Origin of the sequence: Streptococcus parasanguinis (genome assembly GCF_000963275.1) — a bacterium.
GTDB classification, from domain to species: domain Bacteria; phylum Bacillota; class Bacilli; order Lactobacillales; family Streptococcaceae; genus Streptococcus; species Streptococcus parasanguinis_B.
In genome coordinates, this window is sequence record NZ_JYOW01000001.1 from 1311114 (window position 1) to 1329493 (window position 18380).

The 18380-nt window shown below is 42.4% G+C and carries 20 protein-coding genes; all 20 read right to left on the reverse strand.

The window, feature by feature from the left end; translation table 11 throughout:
• Positions 1-6 precede the first annotated feature (6 nt).
• The 20 genes from TZ97_RS06440 to TZ97_RS06535 all read right to left on the reverse strand — a co-directional run bounded on the left by TZ97_RS06440 (position 7) and on the right by TZ97_RS06535 (position 18331).
• A complete protein-coding gene (locus TZ97_RS06440; protein WP_045759779.1) occupies positions 7-759 on the reverse strand; it encodes an SDR family oxidoreductase in 753 nt (250 codons plus the stop codon).
• Between the two features lie 4 nt (positions 760-763).
• Positions 764-1594 carry an energy-coupling factor transporter transmembrane component T family protein gene (locus TZ97_RS06445; protein WP_045759780.1) on the reverse strand — a complete coding sequence of 277 codons (831 nt, stop codon included), beginning with the start codon at positions 1592-1594 and terminating at the stop codon, positions 764-766.
• Positions 1566-3269 carry an ABC transporter ATP-binding protein gene (locus TZ97_RS06450; RefSeq protein ID WP_045759781.1) on the reverse strand — a complete coding sequence of 568 codons (1704 nt, stop codon included), beginning with the start codon at positions 3267-3269 and terminating at the stop codon, positions 1566-1568. The genes TZ97_RS06445 and TZ97_RS06450 overlap by 29 nt, the downstream gene beginning before the upstream one ends.
• Positions 3270-4043 carry a nucleoside phosphorylase gene (locus TZ97_RS06455; protein ID WP_045759782.1) on the reverse strand — a complete coding sequence of 258 codons (774 nt, stop codon included), beginning with the start codon at positions 4041-4043 and terminating at the stop codon, positions 3270-3272.
• A 157-nt stretch (positions 4044-4200) separates the two neighbouring features.
• Complete coding sequence (locus TZ97_RS06460; RefSeq protein WP_045759783.1) at positions 4201-5106, reverse strand: DUF4299 family protein; 906 nt, start codon at positions 5104-5106, stop codon at positions 4201-4203.
• 99 nt (positions 5107-5205) lie between these two features.
• Positions 5206-6189 carry an oxygen-dependent tRNA uridine(34) hydroxylase TrhO gene (gene trhO / locus TZ97_RS06465; RefSeq protein ID WP_045759784.1) on the reverse strand — a complete coding sequence of 328 codons (984 nt, stop codon included), beginning with the start codon at positions 6187-6189 and terminating at the stop codon, positions 5206-5208.
• 150 nt (positions 6190-6339) lie between these two features.
• The gene (locus TZ97_RS06470; protein WP_003005684.1) at positions 6340-6831 is read right to left on the reverse strand and encodes a DUF6773 family protein; all 492 of its coding nucleotides are present in this window, start codon (positions 6829-6831) and stop codon (positions 6340-6342) included.
• A gap of 10 nt (positions 6832-6841) precedes the next feature.
• Positions 6842-7282, reverse strand: coding sequence for a DUF6773 family protein (locus tag TZ97_RS06475; protein WP_235287908.1), 441 nt, complete (start codon positions 7280-7282; stop codon positions 6842-6844).
• A 69-nt stretch (positions 7283-7351) separates the two neighbouring features.
• A complete protein-coding gene (locus tag TZ97_RS06480; protein ID WP_003005328.1) occupies positions 7352-7546 on the reverse strand; it encodes a helix-turn-helix transcriptional regulator in 195 nt (64 codons plus the stop codon).
• Between the two features lie 294 nt (positions 7547-7840).
• Positions 7841-8392 (reverse strand): ECF-type riboflavin transporter substrate-binding protein, encoded by a 552-nt coding sequence (locus TZ97_RS06485; RefSeq protein ID WP_003008479.1) that lies wholly within the window; start codon positions 8390-8392, stop codon positions 7841-7843.
• A gap of 14 nt (positions 8393-8406) precedes the next feature.
• On the reverse strand, positions 8407-9255 hold the full coding sequence (locus TZ97_RS06490; protein WP_045759785.1) for an SAM hydrolase/SAM-dependent halogenase family protein: 849 nt from the start codon (positions 9253-9255) through the stop codon (positions 8407-8409).
• Positions 9245-9841, reverse strand: coding sequence for an MptD family putative ECF transporter S component (locus TZ97_RS06495; RefSeq protein ID WP_045759786.1), 597 nt, complete (start codon positions 9839-9841; stop codon positions 9245-9247). Before TZ97_RS06495 ends, TZ97_RS06490 begins: the two co-directional genes overlap by 11 nt.
• 12 nt (positions 9842-9853) lie before the next feature.
• Entirely contained in the window at positions 9854-10546 is a 693-nt protein-coding gene (locus tag TZ97_RS06500) for a methionine ABC transporter permease (protein ID WP_003008487.1), read from the reverse strand.
• Positions 10543-11610 (reverse strand): methionine ABC transporter ATP-binding protein, encoded by a 1068-nt coding sequence (locus TZ97_RS06505; protein ID WP_045759787.1) that lies wholly within the window; start codon positions 11608-11610, stop codon positions 10543-10545. Before TZ97_RS06505 ends, TZ97_RS06500 begins: the two co-directional genes overlap by 4 nt.
• Positions 11603-12976: a M20/M25/M40 family metallo-hydrolase gene (locus TZ97_RS06510; RefSeq protein WP_045759788.1), complete on the reverse strand. Its 1374-nt coding sequence runs from the start codon at positions 12974-12976 to the stop codon at positions 11603-11605. The genes TZ97_RS06505 and TZ97_RS06510 overlap by 8 nt, the downstream gene beginning before the upstream one ends.
• Before the next feature lie 72 nt (positions 12977-13048).
• A complete protein-coding gene (locus tag TZ97_RS06515) occupies positions 13049-13912 on the reverse strand; it encodes a MetQ/NlpA family ABC transporter substrate-binding protein (protein WP_045759789.1) in 864 nt (287 codons plus the stop codon).
• 24 nt (positions 13913-13936) lie between these two features.
• Positions 13937-14764 carry an amino acid ABC transporter substrate-binding protein gene (locus TZ97_RS06520; protein ID WP_031572958.1) on the reverse strand — a complete coding sequence of 276 codons (828 nt, stop codon included), beginning with the start codon at positions 14762-14764 and terminating at the stop codon, positions 13937-13939.
• Between the two features lie 120 nt (positions 14765-14884).
• Positions 14885-16030 (reverse strand): amidohydrolase, encoded by a 1146-nt coding sequence (locus tag TZ97_RS06525; protein ID WP_045759790.1) that lies wholly within the window; start codon positions 16028-16030, stop codon positions 14885-14887.
• Between the two features lie 145 nt (positions 16031-16175).
• Positions 16176-17264 carry a DUF4352 domain-containing protein gene (locus TZ97_RS06530; RefSeq protein ID WP_045759791.1) on the reverse strand — a complete coding sequence of 363 codons (1089 nt, stop codon included), beginning with the start codon at positions 17262-17264 and terminating at the stop codon, positions 16176-16178.
• 155 nt (positions 17265-17419) lie between these two features.
• Positions 17420-18331: a DMT family transporter gene (locus TZ97_RS06535; protein WP_045759792.1), complete on the reverse strand. Its 912-nt coding sequence runs from the start codon at positions 18329-18331 to the stop codon at positions 17420-17422.
• Positions 18332-18380 lie beyond the last annotated feature (49 nt).

Consider the following 18380-nt stretch of genomic DNA (forward strand, 5'->3'; position numbering starts at 1 on the left):
CTCTTTTTAGTCACGATAAACAGGTTGAGGGCCAAAGGTTTGGGAAACCGGCATGATTTCAATCCGATTGACATTGACATGCTTGGGCTGTTGGATCAACCAAGCTACGGTGTTGGCAATGTCTTCCGGCTGAATGGCATGGGCACCTCGATAGAGGGCCTCTACCCGTTTTTCGTCTCCCTTAAAGCGAATAGAAGAGAACTCTGTCCCTTCGCAAAGACCAGGTTCAATATTGCTGACACGAATCTTCTTGCCAGCTAGATCCGCCCGAAGATTGAGGGAGAATTGCTTGACAAAAGCCTTGGATGCCCCGTAAACATTGGCCCCTGGATAAGGCACAGTCCCTGCTGTAGAGCCCAAATTGATAATATAGCCATCATTTCGTTCCACCATCTGGGGCAAGATTTTCCTTGTCAGATAGGTCAGGCCGACAATATTGGTCTGAATCATGGTCAGCCAGTCTGCAATCTCTGCTTCATAAGCTGGGGCGAGGCCTAGAGCTAAGCCAGCATTATTGACCAAAACATCCACTCTCTCCCAAGCTTTTGGCAAACTGGCAAGTGCATGATCTACCTGAGAAAGATCCGTCACATCCATTTGCAGGGGATAAAAGGCTTCTCCCAGCTCTTCTTGAAGGGCATGTAATTTATCGATGCGTCTAGCTGATCCGATCACACGATATCCATCTGCTACTAAACGACGGCAAATCGCTTGACCAAAACCAGCTGAAGCTCCTGTTACTAAAATCGTTTCTGACATGTCATTACCTCCATGGATTGTAAAAACGTCCCTGATTGAGAAAGATCAGGACAATACTCAAAACCAGAACAGCCAAGGCTGATAGAATCATCCCATAATCTTTCATTTCCATGGCTTGATGAGAATACCAGGTCCGCTTTTTATTTTTACCAAAGCGACGTAATTCCATAGCCGTAGAAATGCTATCAATCCGCTCAAGTGAGCTAAAGATTAAGGGAGAGATGATTTGCAAATTGCCTTTGATCCGCTTGATCAGCTTGGCCTTTTTGGACAACTCCACCCCTCTGGCTTCCTGAGACAATTTAATCGTTTGATATTCTTCTTGTACGTCAGGAATGTAACGCAGAGTCAAGCTGACAGAATAGGCAATCTTGTAGGATACGCCAATTTGGTTGAGGCTTGAAGCAAACTGACTAGGATGGGTCGTCATCAAAAAAATCAAGGCTAGAGGTATGGTACAGACATACTTAAGAGCTAGATTAAAAAGATAAAAGAGTTCCTGCGAGGTGATACTATAGGAGCCCCACCCCTTCATCAGTACTGTCTTTGCCCCGTAAATCTCTACACCATACTGAGGGGCAAAGAGATAGACCATGAAAACATTTAACAGTGCAAAAACTAAAGCAAATGCAAGTACAAATGAAATATCCCGAAATCGAATACCAGCTGTAGAGAATAAAAGCAAGGCGCCCACACCAATTCCTAGAAGGAGCCGGGTATCATAACTCAACATGGCCGCAAGAGATACAAAAAGAAGAAAGAGTAACTTACTCGCACCTGAAAGGCGATGAAGAAAACTCGTCCCCTCATGGTAGCCGACTAATCGATGCTTCATGACCTGCTCCTTTCTGTTGCATATAAAACTGCGTTAGCGCCAAGGGATCCATTCCTAATCGATTGGCTAAGGCAAAAATCGAAGTCTCTTTGAGATTAGCCTCTTGTAAAATATCTGGATGAGTGAACAGCTCTGCAGGTGAGAGATCTGCTAGAATTTGTCCGTCTGATACTACAAGGGCACGATCAGAATAATCCAACATCAGTTGCATATCATGGGTAATCATGACAATGGTATGGCCTTTTTCTTGCAAACTATCTAGAAATTCCATGATTTCAGTGTAATTGCGTTGGTCCTGACCTGCTGTCGGCTCGTCCAAGACCAAAATTTCTGGTCCTAAAACTAGTATAGAGGCAATGGTCACCCGTTTCTTTTGCCCATATGAGAGAGCAGAAATCGGCCATTTACGAAACTCATAGAGACCACAAGTTTTCAGTGCTTGATAGACACGCTCTTTGATGTCTTCTTCAGCGACACCCCGCAAGCGCAAACCTAGAGCAACTTCGTCAAAAATCATATTGGTCGAAATCATTTGATTGGGGTTTTGCAGGACATAGCCCACTCGCTCTGCCCGTTCCTTGACACTCTCCTGCTTGATATCTTCACCTCTAGAGGTGTATTGTCCTTCTGTGGTAATGAATCCACAGATGGCTTTCGCAAGAGTTGATTTTCCTGCCCCATTCTTCCCGACAATCGCTAAGCGCTGCCCCTTGGGTATACTGAGGGAAATATTTTTTAAGATTGGATGATTTTCTTGATAGGCAAAGGAAATCTGCTCCAACTTCAATAGTTCTTCTTCTTCACCAGTTTTAGTAAAGGTCGCTTCTGGAATGGAACGATTCACACCAGTAAGTTCGATATCTTCTAGACGATCTAGATGCTCCAATTGATCGATATCCTGACCAAGCTGGCGAAGAGTTGTTAAATAAAGAGGTTCTCGAATCCCATTTTCAGCTAGCAGTGTCGTCCTCAACAACTCATCTGGTTGACCATTATAGAGAACTTGTCCTTGATTGATCAAGATAACCCGATCAACAGGACGGTAGAGTACATCCTCTAAGCGGTGTTCGATAATAATGGTGGTCGTCCCCTGTTCTTCATGAATCTGATCAATCAGATCAATAATATCCTGACCCGACTTGGGATCTAGATTAGCCAGTGGCTCATCAAAAAGGAGGATCGGACTTTCGTCAATCAGTACACCTGCTAAGCTCACTCGCTGTTTTTGCCCACCGGACAAATCTTGTGGCCGATGATCCAAGAGCTTCATCAAATCTAAGCGTTCTGCCCAACTCTGCACACGCTCTTTCATCGTTCCCAGATCCACCATGTCATTTTCAAGAGCAAAAGCCAAGTCTTCTGCGACACTCAAACCAATAAATTGGCCATCTGTATCTTGCAAAACCGTACTGACCAAGTGAGATTTCTCATAAATACTGAGATCAAAGGCTTCTTTCCCCTGAATGAGGAATTGCCCACTACTGGTTCCCTTATAGATATTAGGGATAATCCCATTTAAGCACTGGCCAATGGTTGACTTACCAGAACCAGACGGCCCAACAATCAGAACCTTTTCCCCCTTATAAATGGTTAAGTTGAGATTTTTCAAGGTTGGTTCAGACTGTGCCTTGTATTGGAAGGAAAAATCCTTCAGTTCAATCATTGCTTCTTTCATTTAGTTTGCCTTTTCCCAAAAGAGCGCAAATTGGATGGCTAACTCCGCGATGCGATCCTTGCTATCTAAATCTTCATGACTAGATAAGGTTCGGATATCCCATTTTTCTTCCGAGAGGTGGTCAGCTGCATAGAAGAAATGGCAGAGCTCAAAGCCCCTATAAGCTGCTAAGGCTGCCACTGCCGAACATTCCATATCCACACAGATGGCTCCCGCTTCCTTTCGTCGCTTCATCTTGTCGATGGTTTCCCGGTAGGGTGCATCTGTCGTCCACACTTTTCCTGACTGATAGGAAACCTTGTGGCTGTCAAGAAAGGCTTGGAAGAGAGGAAGAGTTTTCTTGTTTACTTCCACTTCATCACTAGCTGGCAGATAGTGGTAGCTAGTCCCCTCGTCGCGAAGAGCAGCCGTTGGAATAATGATGGAGGTTGCTTCGATATCACGGTCTAAAACCCCACAGGTCCCAAAAAGCACCAGTTTTTCCATCCCAAATTGAATCAAATCCTCTATAATCCCCACACAGGAAGCAGCCCCAACGGGTGTATTAAAGGCAGCAATTTGTTGGTCTCCAATAGTGATCCCATAGACCACGACTTCAAAATTGGCCATGGAGGTTCTTGCAATGACCTCATGGTCATAATTCTCAAGGAGACGAGCAAAAGTTACTCTTGAAAAGCAAGAGATGACTACTTTGGGAAATCCTTCAATTGGTTGGTGTAAGTCTTGTGGATTGATAATCGCCTGTCGATTGGCATCAAATTCTTCTAACAGCATTTCGTGCACCTCTTTCATTCTACTTCTAGGCCCCTATTATACCACAATTAGCCTAGTCATTGGTTTTTGATCAAAGGAAGGAGCATAAAAAAGAACTGCTCCCAGACGTTAGATTTTTCGGATCAAACGTCGGAAGGACAGTTCACTGCGATATTTTTTACTTGTTTTCCAATTGCGCTAATTCTAGCAAGCGTTCTTTGGACAATTTTTTGATTTCAATTTGACTAGCATCTAGCAGCTGGTATTCATCTGGCTCTAGCGCTTCTATAAGTTTCTTCAGAGCAAGAGAGCCAATTGGATGGTAATTTTCTGGCTTATCCGGATCTCCATCGATCGCAACCAATAGAACTTGCCAATCACTGATACCCGCTAAGCCCACAATTTCTACATATTCTGCAGGAACATGTGGCACGCTTGGCAAGACCGTATCCGTATCTTCTGTCAAGCTATAGCTGGCTAAGAAGGCTCCTGTCTCCTCCTGTTGATAAAAACGGACTTGACTGAAATATGCTACACTATATTGAATCTTCTTGATAAAGGCAGAGTAAGCTTCTAGTGGATGGACATGGTTCAAGACTTCCTGCACTGTATCCCGATCCAAATAGACTGGATGAGCGAAGCCTTGTACTTCAAACTCTTTTAGATCTTTTTCTTTCGTCAAATTACCCAGCGTTTCTAGGATAACGACTTCATAATCAAAATGGAAAATAGAATCTGGAGTATAGCTCACGCCGTCACTAGCCACAATCTCCGTTCCTAATACTTCTCCTAGGCGACTGATCCATCGAAGGGCCAACTGCCAATCTTCTTCTATCGCAAAAGAGGGCACCTGAATCTGATAAGACTCTTCCTCATCAAAATAGCGTAACTGCAGAGGAAGACCGCTCTTACCAAATACGATACAGTTCAAGCCTTCAAAATCATTTAAGGGACGATGAAGGGTGGCAGGATCATAGTTGTAGGTTGTTAACCCCTCCACTAATTTAAGAACTTCCTGTGCTGCGAGTACTTTCTGATAGCCAAATAAGCTCTTTTTATTTTTGATTGAAAACACGATACTCATTTGTTTTCTCCTTTGTGAAATCGCTTACCTAAAGTATAGCACAATTTTCAACCAATTTCCATATAAAAACAGCCTGAGCTTTCAGACTGTTTGTTTCTATTATGCTGGTGCTCCATCAAGCGTTTCACCGATAAGGGCCAAACGCTCACGAACTTCTGCTTGTGACAAGTTGTGTTCTTCAACATAACGATTGCGAGGGTGAACCCGGCACTCATGCGAACATCCGCGAAGGTACTTATCTTCGTTTTCTTCTGAAGTCAAGATCCGACGGTTACAGAAAGGATTTCCACAGTTGACATAGCGTTCGCATGGTGTTCCATCAAACCAATCTTTTCCAACTACACTTGGATCGACATGGTTGACATCGACTGCAATCCGCTCGTCAAAGACGTACATTTTCCCATCCCACAGTTCGCCTTGAACTTCAGGGTCTTTCCCATAAGTGGCGATTCCACCATGCAATTGACCAACATCTTTGTAGCCTTCACGCACCATCCAACCCGAGAATTTCTCACAACGGACTCCACCAGTACAGTAGACGACAACACGCTTGTCCATGAATTTTTCCTTGTTATCACGGACCCATTGTGGCAATTCACGGAAATTGCGGATGTCAGGACGAATAGCGCCACGGAAGTGTCCAAGGTCGTACTCGTAGTCGTTTCGAGTATCAAGAACAACGGTATCCTCGTCGAGAAGAGCTTCTTTAAACTCTTTTGGAGACAAGTAAGCACCTGTCGTTTCAAGAGGATTGATGTCATTATCGAAATTATCATCCTCTAAACCAAGGTGGACAATCTCTTTCTTATAACGTACAAACATCTTCTTGAAAGCTTGCTCTTCTTCCTCGTCAATTTTGAACCAGAGGTCTTCCATACCTGGAAGGCTGTGAACGTAGTCCATGTATTTTTGTGTTGTTTCGTAGTCACCAGAAACAGTTCCATTGATTCCTTCGTCAGCGACTAGGATACGTCCTTTGAGGCCGATTGATTTACAGAAGGCCAAGTGGTCGGCTGCAAATTGTTCTGCATTTTCAATGGGGGTATAGAGGTAGTAGAGTAAAACACGAATAGGTTTTGCCATAAGATTCTCTTTTCTAAGATTAAATTATCAGAATTTTTCATTCAACTATACCAGTATACTCCCCCAAGAAAGCGAATGCAATTTATTTGACCGAAAAATAAAAGCCTGGGGTTCCAGACTTTTTTACGACAAAAATAAGGTTTCAACTAATTACTCTTCTTTTTCCAACTGATCCAGATAGGCTTCATAGCGTTTTTTCTCAACTTTTGCTAGGAGCATCAAAAGGAAATTCATCCCCCATACAATCGGAAGATTCAGGAGAAATGTGATCGGAAGCACCAGCAAGAATTTTGAATGGAAGGGATTTGAGTGATAGACAGCCTGGTTTAATTGAAAATTTTGAGCCCAGATAAACAAGGAAAGAACAAGGGTTACTGCTACAATTCCCATCACATTTAGATAGCTATAATTGATAAATCTCACACCCAATCGTTGACAACGCACCGAATAATAAAATCCTGAGACGATGAGTAAGGCTACCACCATGATTGGACTCAGCCCCACCTTAGATGTAAAAATGGATCCCACACTAAAAACAGTTAAGGCAAGGAAAAGAAAACCAGCTGTCTCAGCACCAGCCTTATTAGCTAGGCCTTCTTCTCGTTCATCTATGATTTGTTTGTTCAGCAATTGTAATCTCATCTCTTCCTCCTTATTCTTCATCCTCTAATTCTGCCTCGATCTTTGCTTGTTTTTTCCGATTGATAAGAGCAAGTGGTTTTTCAAGCAGATCTGTCAGGATGGCAAAGACGAGAATTTCTAATAGAATTTTGACCAGATACTTGGGACTCAAGATAAAGCTCATTGCTTCTCTCTTTCCAATCACATCCATAGCTGTCACAAGCACAGCAAAGAATAGACCTGATCCTAGGCGACTCAACCAGCTATCTTTTTCTAACATATCTCGAACATCAATCCCTGAACTGATCCTTCTCACAAAGGCATAGGCTCCCATGGCAATCAGAAGGAACATCTCAGGGAGATAAGCGACTAGGTCTAAGTCCAGGATACTGGATTTCACAAAGGCGGATAGGGCAATAAAGCAGGTCATGCCAAGGACAAGTTCTCCTGCGATTTTTCCATCAAGTAGCATAGTCCGTTCATCTTTTACAATTGGTTATTTCTTTTGTTTCATATGTTTCCTCTTTCTATGTTAAAACTGTTACTCCCAGAACAGTTGATCCAACGTCTTATCCAAGGTCTTACAAATGGCAAGGCAGAGGCTGAGGGTTGGATTGTATTTCCCTGCCTCGATCAGGCCAATGGTCTGGCGTGTCACCCCGATGGCATCTGCAAGATCCCCCTGGGTCATATCATGCTCGACCCGGGCCATTTTTAATTTGAGATTTTTCGCCACAGGCTTTTCCTTTCTTGTTTTTATAGCTTTATTATACACTATATTTTCTATTTTGCAATATATATCTTACATTTTGTAAAAAATATTTTTGATAAAACAAAAAAGAGGCTGGGACAAAAGTCCTAGCCTCTCAATTATTTTTGGATTGTCGAGCAAGACGCAGTGGTTAAGTGGGCTCTACTACGCTGATTTCATCAGCTTTTACAGCCCTACTCAACTGTGCGGAGGTGGGACGACGAAATCGAATTCTAACGAATTACCGATTTCTGTCCCACTCTCTTATCTTCTGTACATTTAATCTTTGGTCAAACTTCCATCTTTTGTTTGAGTCCGTGCATAAGCAATCAAGAGAAGAGAACCTGCAACAGCTACTGTTAAAGCATTAAATGAACCGGCAACAACACCTTGTAGGAAGACTTTATTGGCACTTTCCTTGTAGATCAAGACATCTCCAACCGGAGCAATCAAGCCCCAGATCACAAGGTTGGATACGATTTGAACGACGTTAAAGACAATTAATTCTTTCTTTGTCACTTCCCCTTTGAATTCACCGATTTGTTTGCGGAAGAAACCAACAAAAAGGCCAAACAAACCACTTGAAATGATCCAAGTCCACCAAAGACCACCTGACATAGCATCCTTAATGGCATGACCAATCAAGCCGATTAAGAAGCCGACAATTGGGCCAAAGACTACACTAAAGAGAGCTTGAAGGGCATATTGCAACTGAATGCTCGTATTCGGTGCAGGTGCAGGGATTTGCAACATAGCAATCACGACAAAGAGGGCTGCTCCAACCCCAATAGCTACAACATCTTTAATTGAAAATAATGATTTCTGTTTCATTCTGATATCTCCTGTTAATTTTCCATTTTTCTAATCTCGATATGCCAAGAAGCCCCAACTCCTACATTATAGGCCTTGGCAAAGGATCCCTGGTTGATGGCAAGACCAACACGATAAAGGGAATTGATATAAAGGATTGGCTGTCCAATTCGCACATCGGCGAAAGACTTACCGTAGGTTACTTGGTTTTGGTAAACCAGCATGTCATTGTTATAGATGGTTACTTCAAAACGTTCCCCAAATTCGGGTGCCAAATGATTGAACTCTTCCCGAGTAATGGAAGTCCAAAGAGAACCAAAGCGCACATCTAGGATGTCAACCGCACCTTTAACAAGATTGTCCTCCAGAACTGTCTCAACCACTGGGATTTCCACAATATGTTCGACACTGAGTTCTGGTCCGACTTCTTCAAAACTAATATGGCCACTGGCCAACTTAGCTCCTGTATAGGCGTAGACATCACGCCCATGGAAGGTATAAGAAAACTCTGTATTGGCCCGGCGGTTCTTCACCTCTGAAATCTCACGGATAGCAACAATCCCTACATGTTTCTTGATAAAAGAGAGAGTTCCATTATCCGGAGTGACAATGTATTGATTTTTCGCCGTTTTAGCTACCACACTCTTTCGTTTGGAACCGACCCCCGGATCGACCACCGAAACAAAGGTCGTCCCTTCTGGCCAGTAATCTACTGTCTGAAAGAGACGGTAACTCCCTTCAAAGATATTGTAGGGGGTAATATCATGAGTTAAGTGGTGAATTTTAAGGGTTGGCGATTCTTCTAAAGCAACCCCAATCATAGCGGATACTGCTCCATCCACCAAACCAAAGTCTGACTGAAGAACTAGTAAATTATTGTGCATCTTTATCTCCTTTTTTGACCAATAATGGAAGAAGGATGTTCGATAGTCCCCATCTTAATCCAGCACCCAGTATGACTGTGAGGACAAACCAAGTGATGGTCGCTAGATCTGGTGATACCATCACCCGATTGACATAGTCTATCGATTTACCACGATCCAGTAACGACATGCGGTAACTGGCTGGATAGAACCACATCATAAGAATGGGCCCTGTTGTCGCAAAGGCAAAAATAACAAAAGACAAGGCATTTCGTAAATTCGAGCGAAAACGACCACTTGAGGCGACCATCTCCGCAAAACTTCCGGCGATCAAGGCTGGAATAAAGGCACCTGCACCATGACGCGAAAAGAGGAAGAAGGATCCGATCACGCAGCCAACTATAAAGATAGATCCAACTCCTTTTATTTTTTCTAGATAATAGCGGTAGATCGTCCCGCTAAACAGGGCTGAAAAGGCAGGAGCATAAAACATATTTCCTTGATGATCGACCAGATTTCCAACTAAGACCCCCAGTCCAATCGCAAGAAAATAGAGGAAAGTGAAGGCTCCAACTTGTTTTATTTGATTCACATTTATTCTATTCATTGGATACTGATCCTAACGGTGGCTAATTTTCTTCGAAAGGAAGTCCCCGATAAATTGGACCAGAACGATCAGAATCAGGATCAATAAGGTCGCCACAAAGATGACATCATTGTTAAACATATTTTTCCCGTAGTTGATGGCCAAGGTTCCTAATCCTCCAGCACCAACGGCACCCGCCATGGCGGTTTCTCCAATCAAGGAAATGATGGTCACTGTTGTCACACGGATCAAATCAGGAAGCCCTTCACGAAGGTAGACACCGACAATATCCCAGAAGGTTGCCCCACTAGCTTGCGCTGCTTCGATCACCCCTCCATCCAACTCGGACAAGACCACTTGGACTTGGCGGGCAAAGAATGGAAAGACAGCCAAAGACAGCGGAACAAGGGCTGCTGTAGGACCAATGGTATTTTTCAAGAGCAAGTAGGTCAAGGGATTAATAAAGGCCAACAAGATAATGAAAGGAATGGCGCGGAACAAGGAAGTAATCTTATCCAAAATTTGGAAAACGATTCTATTTTCGATGACACCACCTGGACGGGTCAAGACTAACAAAAGTCCTGTCACCAAACCTAAAAATCCACCAATAATGAAGGAAATAACGGTCATGTAAAGAGTCAAGTAAATAGCGGTTCCCCATCCATACTGGCCAGACCACCCTAATTTATAGACATTTGGTAAATATGTTTGAATTAACTGGATCATGCTTTTCTCCCATCTTTCACAATAGTCACGGAAACTCCTGCATTTTCTAACTCAGCTTTGGCCGTTTCCAGATTTTGATTTTCACCTGATAAGATGACCACCAATTCTCCAACAGGCGTGTTATCAAGGATCTCGATGTTCCCAAATAAAATGTTGGCAGATACTTGGTACTGCTTGTAAATATCATTGATGATAGCTGTATCTGTCACAGAACCCGCATACTTGAGATGCGCTAAAATCGAATCATCAGGCAAGTTCTTCACAATCGCTTGTTGGTTGATTTTCACCATGGCTTCATCGATTCCTGTGGCAACAGTGATGAAGTCTTGGGTCAAAGCATTTTTAGGATTGGAGAAGATATCTAAAACAGACCCTTCTTCAATCAGTTCGCCATTTTGCATGACAGCTACTCGGTTGGCAATATCTTTAACAATTTGCATCTCATGGGTGATCAAGACAATGGTTAAGCCAAGTTTTTTATTTAACTCTTGCAACAAAGCTAGAATTTGTTTGGTCGTCTTTGGATCCAGGGCCGAAGTTGACTCATCTGAGATCAAAATCTTTGGATCGTTGGCAAGGGCACGCGCAATCGCTACCCGTTGCTTTTGACCACCAGACAATTGGGCTGGGTAATTTTCTGCACGGTCAGCTAGACCAACTAGATCCAACAATTTCGCCACTTTTTCATTCTTTTGTTCTTTATTTAAATTTGAATGTTTAAGAGCGAAGGCTACATTTTCTGCGACGGTCATTTGAGCCATCAAGTTGAAGTGTTGGAAGATCATCCCGATATCCCGACGTTTCTCTCGAAGAGCAGCCGGTTTTAAGGTCACCCGATCTTGGTAAATCACATCCCCATCCACAGTGATGGTTCCGGCACTTGGAACTTGTAAGAGATTGATCACCCGAACCAAGGTCGATTTCCCGGCTCCGGAATACCCTACAATCCCATAAATATCGCCTTCATTAATATGAATGGTCACATCTTTGACGGCTTGGATCTGACGTTTCTTTTGCTGGAAGGTCACATCAATGTGGTCCAGCTGAATCATTGCTTTACTCATAACTTGCTATTAACTCCTTTATCAATTCAATATGGGTGTAATAATCGGCGATTTTCACATTTTCGTCGCCCCCATGATCACGGCTATTGGCATTGCCAATTCCAAAGGCTGCCATCGGCACCTGCAAAGCCTCAAAGACCGTGTGCATTGGCCCTGTTCCCGCTGTTGTTGGAAGAACAGAAACTCCTTCTCTATAGAAATCTTTGGCCAGCCGTATGACATTTAAAATCGATGGGGCACTCATATCACTTCGGTAACTCATTTCACCGAGAGTATAGACCAATTCGACCTGATCATAGCCATTTTTCTTCAATTGTTGCTTGATCTTTTCTAAGACATCCTTGGGATCTAGACCTGGAACCAAGCGCACCTCCATCTTGGCACGCGCCTCTGCCGGAAGAATCGTTTTAACACCTTGTCCTTGGTAACCAGAGCCAAAACCTTCAATATTCAGGGCTGGTTCAAAATAGAAACGACGCAGGAATTCTTTTCGGTCTTCCTTCAAGATTGGAAGGGTTAGACCATAGGTTTCCGCTACATCTTCTGGTCCTTTGTTGGCATATTGCTCGATCAAAGCTAGTTCGCGTTCATTGGGTTCTTGGATCTGATCATAAATCCCATCCACCAAGATTCGGCCTTCTTTGTCACGAAGACTGGCGATAGCATTTAACAAATACCAAGAAGCAGAGTCCACCACGCCACCATAGCTGGAATGGATATCCACTTCTGCACTCTTCACCACCATATCAAAGGTGACGATCCCTTTGCTACCACCGGAAATTTCCAACTGACCCTGATTATTTCGGGTACCTTGTTCCCACACTAAGAGGTCTGCCCCACGCAAGTGTTTCTTATGTTTGGCCAAGTATTTATCCAAGTCCGTCGATGCAGACTCCTCTGCCCCTTCGATGATAAAGGTGATATTGACTGGCAAATCGCCACTTTCACGAATGTATTTTCGAAGAGCTGTGAGACGAGCCGTGATATGCCCCTTGTCATCATCAACCCCTCGACCGTACATGGTCCCGTAATGAACCGATAAGGTAAAAGGATCTCCCGTCCAAGGTTGGTCTCCATCCGCTGGTACTGTATCATAGTGGTTATAGAAGATGATGGTTTTTGCGTCTGGATTTGGGGAGAAAAATTTGGCAATCACAAAAGGGGCTGTGTAGCTATCATCCACTTCGACTTTGGCTCCTGCAGCTGTAAAAATTTCCCCCAAATAGTTGGCCACTTCCTTGAGACCTACTTGTTGAGCAAAGATGGATTTTTTTGAAATCAAGGTTCGCAACACTTCAAAATAATGTTGTGCGACCTCATCATTTTCAAATTTTCGAATTTGTTCCGCTTCTGTTGCAAAAGGCATGCATTCCTCCTAATACACGATAAGAGGTAGAGAATTGCTTCTCCACCTCCTTCATACACTTGAGATCGAATCTTAGAAGACTGGTTGGTCCATTCCTTCTGAAGATTCTTCGATCGCTTTTTTCACATTGTCTTTGTGATAGGCATCGATGATTTCTTTGATTGCTTTTGCTTTGTCAGATTTTTCCCAATCTTTCTTAGCAGCGATCAAATTGTACCATTGTTTTGAGTTGTTGTCTTTCTTTTCAACATAGATAGCTTTTTTGAAATCAACGCCTGCTTCACGAACGAAGGTATTGTTGATGACTGCAGCATCTACTGATGGAAGAGCAGATGGTGTTTGTGAAGCATCCAATTCAGAGATCTTCAAATCTTTTGAATTTTCTTTGATATTTGACACGTTTGCCAATTGTCCATCTTTGGTATCCAATTTAATCAAACCTGCTGATTGCAAGACATACAAGGCACGGCTTTCATTTGTTGGGTCATTTGGTACAGCGATTGTTCCACCTTTAGGAATTTCTTTAATTGAAGTGTATTTGTTTTTACCGTTTTCTGTACCAGAGTAAAGACGGATTGGAGCGATGTAGGTATCTGCTACTGCAACAAGGGCATTGTCGTTTTTAGAGTTCCAGTTATCAAGGAAGTTGTAGTGTTGGAAAGCATTGATATCCACGCTACCATCTTTTACAGCCACGTTTGGTTGTGAGTAGTCTGTAAATTGAGTGAATTCCAATTTGATTCCTGTTTTAGCGTCATCCAAGTTCTTTTGAACTTGATCCCAACGAGCTTTTTCAGTGTCGCTCAAAGTCATAACACCCACTTTTACAGTTGTTTCACCATCTTTGCTAGATGATTTTGAAGAACCACATGCTGCAAGAGCAAATGTTGCAATAGCTGCAAGAGCTGTTAAACCAAGAATTTTTTTCAATTTCATTTTGAAGTCTCCTTTAATTAAATATTATTCTTTAATATCTTTTGCTTCTGGTAGATAAACTCCACCAAAGTATTTTTTAGACAGTTTTTCAAGGGTTCCATTGTCATAGAGTTCCTTGATACGTTTGTTGACAAATTTTTGAAGGTCTTTATCTTCTTTTGCAATAATTGGATACACATAAGGTTGTTGGTCGCTTGGAAGCTCGATAACCTTCAAGTTGTCATAGCCTTGATCACGAATGATAGTATCTACTGAGATCCGTTCGAAGATCTTGTAATCTGTACGACCATCCGCTAAATTAGCCATGATGGTTTGAATGGTTCCATCTGTGTATTGCAAGTCAGTTGGATTATCTGAATGTTTTTTATTGTAATCTTCTAATTGTTTAGCAGTAGATGTTCCTTGAACAACTTCTGTTTTCTTGCCACCAATGTCATCCAACGATTTAATAGAAGAATCTTTTGGTACGACCAATACTAATGGATTACGAGCATATGGATTTGGATAGAGATATTTTTCTTCCCGCTCTTTTGAGTAGCTAATGTTGTTGGCACCGATTTGGAAACGGTCACTATCTAAGCCAGCAAAGACTGAAGACCACTCTGTTTTGTTAAAGTTTACTTCATATTTGTCTGAACCTTTGAAGATTTCACGCAAAACTTCGATTTCATAACCGGTTAGCTTGCCGTCTTTTTCTTCGTAAGAGAATGGTTTGGTTGTTCCAACAGTACCAACTTCAATGGTTTTCTTACCACTGGCTGATTTACCAGATGAACATGCTACTAAAGCACTAGTTGCAAGGACTGCAACTAATCCTAAAGCAGAATACTTAATCACTTTTTTTAGATTCATAGGATCTCCTTATTCGTTTCAGGCACATAAAACGCCATTTTAAAAGTATTTTTTAATTTTATCAAAAAAGCATTTACTTGCCCAATATATATTTTTTATGGAGGTGATAGTTTTTCTTTATCACGCTTCCTTGGCTTTAAAATACCGCAATAAAGCTTGCGCATTTTCAACATAATAGGGAACTGATACCTCAAAGGCTGCATCATCGATGGTCATGTGATCATGATGGAGGTCTGGCGCATCCGGCTCTCCATTCGAACCGATAAAGGCAAAGACTCCAGGAATTCGCTCTTGGTAAAAGGCGAAGTCTTCTCCAGCAGTAGAAGGATTTGCTGGAATCACTTCAGCCAAGTCTTGTGAAGCTTCCCAAACCACCTGCGTCAATTCCTCATCGTTAAAGGTAACGGGAGGTGTCACACCCCACTCAAAAGCTACATCTACTTCCAGACTTTCTGCAATGTGTCGAATGATGGAAATAAAATGTGCCTTCAAGTCTCTTTGCACACTCGGATTAAAGGAGCGAATGGTTCCTTCAAAATAGCCTGATTTTGGGAGCACATTCCAGGTTGAGCCCACATCCAGGTGCGTAATGGACAAAACAGCTGTTTCAAAGGGAGAAACGGTCCGTGAAATTAATAATTGTAAGTTCTGAACCATGGTTGTGACGGCCGTTACAGTGTCAACTCCCAAATCTGGTCTCGCAGCATGGCTACTAACCCCTGTCACGGTAACCTTGAATTTCTCAACCCCTGCCATCATAGCTCCAGCATTCAAGGCAAGTTGCCCTGCTTTTAGCTGGGGAATGTTGTGAAAACCAATAATTCCTTGAACATCCTCCAACAGTCCTGTTGCCAAAACATCAGAAGCACCTTCTGAGATTTCTTCTGCTGGTTGAAAGATCAAGCGTACGGTCCCTTCAAGCTGGTCTTCTATTTCCTTGAGAAGGGCTGCTGCTCCCAGAAGACTGGTTTGATGAAAATCATGGCCACATGCATGCATGACTCCTGGATTCTGACTTTGGTAGGGAAGATTTGTTTGTTCCAAAATTGGAAGGGCATCGATATCTGCTCGAAGTGCTACCACCGGTTGGCCGGACCCAATTTCTGCAATCAGACCAGTTTTTAGTCCACTCTCTAAAATACGGATCCCCAACTCTTCTAAACGCTCTTTTAGAAAGGCGGTTGTCTGGTATTCTTGACCAGACAATTCTGGGTGTTGGTGGATATAGTGGCGAATCTCTGCTAACTCTTCATAAGAAAAAGCCACAAGCCTTCATCTCCTTTCAAACTTAAAATTATTTTATCACTAATAGGTGTTTCCGTCTAATTCTTGTTTCTTGGGTTTTGATATAGTTTCAAACTATAGATAAAAACACTCCTAGATACATGTCCTTGGAGTGCCAACTTCCGCATTAAGAAAGATTTCCCTCGAATTTTTCCATTAAGCTATCACTATTATAGGCTTTTTCTACTTCCCATTTGCCATCTTTCTTAACAAAGGTCAACTGGTAGTCGTACCGATCCGGCGTCGTCAAGGGGCGATCTGCAAGAGAAGCCATCATTTCCTCTCTATAGGCTTTGTTTTGAGCCTGATTCGCCTCGATAATCCCTGGATAGTCTTTTCGATGTTCCTGATAGAAGGTCTGCATGTGGTTTAAGATCGTCTTTTCCATGCTGACCGTCTCAGGATTCAGGCTAATAACCACCTTGTCCGGGAGATATTGTTTAACCTTATAGGTTAATTTCGCACGCTTAGCATTTTCTTTTTCGTAAGCATCGATAAACTGGTTCACTTCTTCTTCAGAGAATTGGTAATCATGTAGTTTACGAGTAAAGTCAGCGGCAAATTTCGCATGGAAATCACTGGCTTCCTTTTTCAAATCAGTTCCCAAAACAAAAGCGTCATCCTTTTTGACCTTTCGTTGGCCACTGAAGTAAACTTGATTGATGTATTCATCTGCTAGAATAGTGGAAGCTTCCACCTTATCCTCATACTGAGAAGAATCCACCGCAAATTTTAAAGGTTTGGATTTTTTATCAGAGCTATAGGTTTTTCGTTCATACTGCACTTCATATTTTTTACCTTTTTCGACTGGGAAAACGATATAGCCGGTTAATTTTTTATCCTTAGCCAACTGATCACTCTTGAGCAATTGGAAGGCTTCACTTTGGTCATAAATTCCTGACTGCAATTTGACCTTGTTATTCTCCGCATCGTAAATGGTGATATCTGAATCTGACACGTTGATAGATTCTTTGGCAACATTTTTAAATTCTAATTGAAGGGCTAAATAGGTTCCGTCTTCTGAGTCATTGAGGACAGGTGGTTTGATGTATTGTCCTCCTTTTAAACTCACCTCGACTTGACCGTCAGATGCCGAGCTTTTCGCTGCTTTTTCTGTCTTTGCTTGCTGCGAATTGGTCTGTTGAGCACCAGTACCACAAGCCACTAAACTCAAGGTCGCCACAGCAAACAGGGTCCATTTAAAAATCTTTTTCATCCTCATCTCCTTAAAAAAGTTTTGTTCTATTTTAACATCTTTTTCTAGCTATGTATACGCTATATAGTGATAACTCTTCCCTCAAAAGGCGAGGATTACAAAAAGGCCAAGACTTTCGTCTCAACCTTTTAACTGAAAAATAATTGATCTTGGTTTTACAAGATTCCTTTTTCTTTTTGAATCATGAGATCCTTAAGGGAAATCAAGAGGACCGCAAAGAGGATCATAGCCATTCCTATAAAATCAATGGCAAAGAAATGCTCATTCATAATGGCAAAGGCAAAAAATACAGCTGAAATAGGCTCAATAGCTGCAAGAAGGCTACCTTTGACCGGTCCAATCAGAGTTGTCCCTTTCAAAAAGACCGTATAGGCAAATATGGTCCCAATCACCACTAAGCCAACTAAGCCCATTAGATTATCCATGCTATATTGGCCATGAAAAAGTCTTCTTCCCGTGAAGGGAATCATCACAAGCCCTGGAATGAGCATACCGATACCAATCACCAACATACTCCCCCATTTTTGAATTAACTGAATAGGTAGAATGATGTAGAGGGCATAGGCAAAGGCAGAAATAAGTCCCCAAGCTAGCCCCTTAGGAGTGATTGCCAATTGATTGAGTTGACCATGGGTTGCAATGAGAAAGGTCCCTGCAATGGCTAAGATCATCGAAAAGATTTCAGATACTGTCGGAGCTACTCGGTCCTTAACACAAGAATAGGCCAAAACTCCAATAGGACAGAGATATTGCAAAACAGTTGCAGTACCTGCATTAGTCGCATCAATCGCTTCTAAATAAGTCAATTGGGTCATTAACAATCCCAAAAATGCAAATAAAAGCAAGGGGATGTATGACGAGCGGTCTGTTAGAAAGGCCTTTACTTTTTCCTGGTCCGCTAGATATGCAAGAAGCAGTAGTACAGCTCCTGAAAACACTAAACGAATCGTTGTCAAACCAATTGCTGTAAATCCATGAGCCATCAGGTACTGGCCGCAGGCTCCTGACAAGCCCCAAGCGATCCCAGCAATCAAGGTCATGAGCGTCCCTTTCATCGTCTTTGACATAGTCCCCTCCCAAATCTATTCCTTACTTTTATTGTATCATAAAAGGCCG

Bases quoted from the DNA above. Each gene is read 5' to 3' on its own strand.
- TZ97_RS06440 (WP_045759779.1), bottom strand. From the start codon at position 759: ATGTCAGAAACGATTTTAGTAACAGGAGCTTCAGCTGGTTTTGGTCAA.
- TZ97_RS06445 (WP_045759780.1), bottom strand. From the start codon at position 1,594: ATGAAGCATCGATTAGTCGGCTACCATGAGGGGACGAGTTTTCTTCAT.
- TZ97_RS06450 (WP_045759781.1), bottom strand. From the start codon at position 3,269: ATGAAAGAAGCAATGATTGAACTGAAGGATTTTTCCTTCCAATACAAG.
- TZ97_RS06455 (WP_045759782.1), bottom strand. From the start codon at position 4,043: ATGCTGTTAGAAGAATTTGATGCCAATCGACAGGCGATTATCAATCCA.
- TZ97_RS06460 (WP_045759783.1), bottom strand. From the start codon at position 5,106: ATGAGTATCGTGTTTTCAATCAAAAATAAAAAGAGCTTATTTGGCTAT.
- trhO (WP_045759784.1), bottom strand. From the start codon at position 6,189: ATGGCAAAACCTATTCGTGTTTTACTCTACTACCTCTATACCCCCATT.
- TZ97_RS06470 (WP_003005684.1), bottom strand. From the start codon at position 6,831: ATGAGATTACAATTGCTGAACAAACAAATCATAGATGAACGAGAAGAA.
- TZ97_RS06475 (WP_235287908.1), bottom strand. From the start codon at position 7,282: ATGCTACTTGATGGAAAAATCGCAGGAGAACTTGTCCTTGGCATGACC.
- TZ97_RS06485 (WP_003008479.1), bottom strand. From the start codon at position 8,392: ATGAAACAGAAATCATTATTTTCAATTAAAGATGTTGTAGCTATTGGG.
- TZ97_RS06490 (WP_045759785.1), bottom strand. From the start codon at position 9,255: ATGCACAATAATTTACTAGTTCTTCAGTCAGACTTTGGTTTGGTGGAT.
- TZ97_RS06495 (WP_045759786.1), bottom strand. From the start codon at position 9,841: ATGAATAGAATAAATGTGAATCAAATAAAACAAGTTGGAGCCTTCACT.
- TZ97_RS06500 (WP_003008487.1), bottom strand. From the start codon at position 10,546: ATGATCCAGTTAATTCAAACATATTTACCAAATGTCTATAAATTAGGG.
- TZ97_RS06505 (WP_045759787.1), bottom strand. From the start codon at position 11,610: ATGAGTAAAGCAATGATTCAGCTGGACCACATTGATGTGACCTTCCAG.
- TZ97_RS06510 (WP_045759788.1), bottom strand. From the start codon at position 12,976: ATGCCTTTTGCAACAGAAGCGGAACAAATTCGAAAATTTGAAAATGAT.
- TZ97_RS06515 (WP_045759789.1), bottom strand. From the start codon at position 13,912: ATGAAATTGAAAAAAATTCTTGGTTTAACAGCTCTTGCAGCTATTGCA.
- TZ97_RS06520 (WP_031572958.1), bottom strand. From the start codon at position 14,764: ATGAATCTAAAAAAAGTGATTAAGTATTCTGCTTTAGGATTAGTTGCA.
- TZ97_RS06530 (WP_045759791.1), bottom strand. From the start codon at position 17,264: ATGAAAAAGATTTTTAAATGGACCCTGTTTGCTGTGGCGACCTTGAGT.
- TZ97_RS06535 (WP_045759792.1), bottom strand. From the start codon at position 18,331: ATGTCAAAGACGATGAAAGGGACGCTCATGACCTTGATTGCTGGGATC.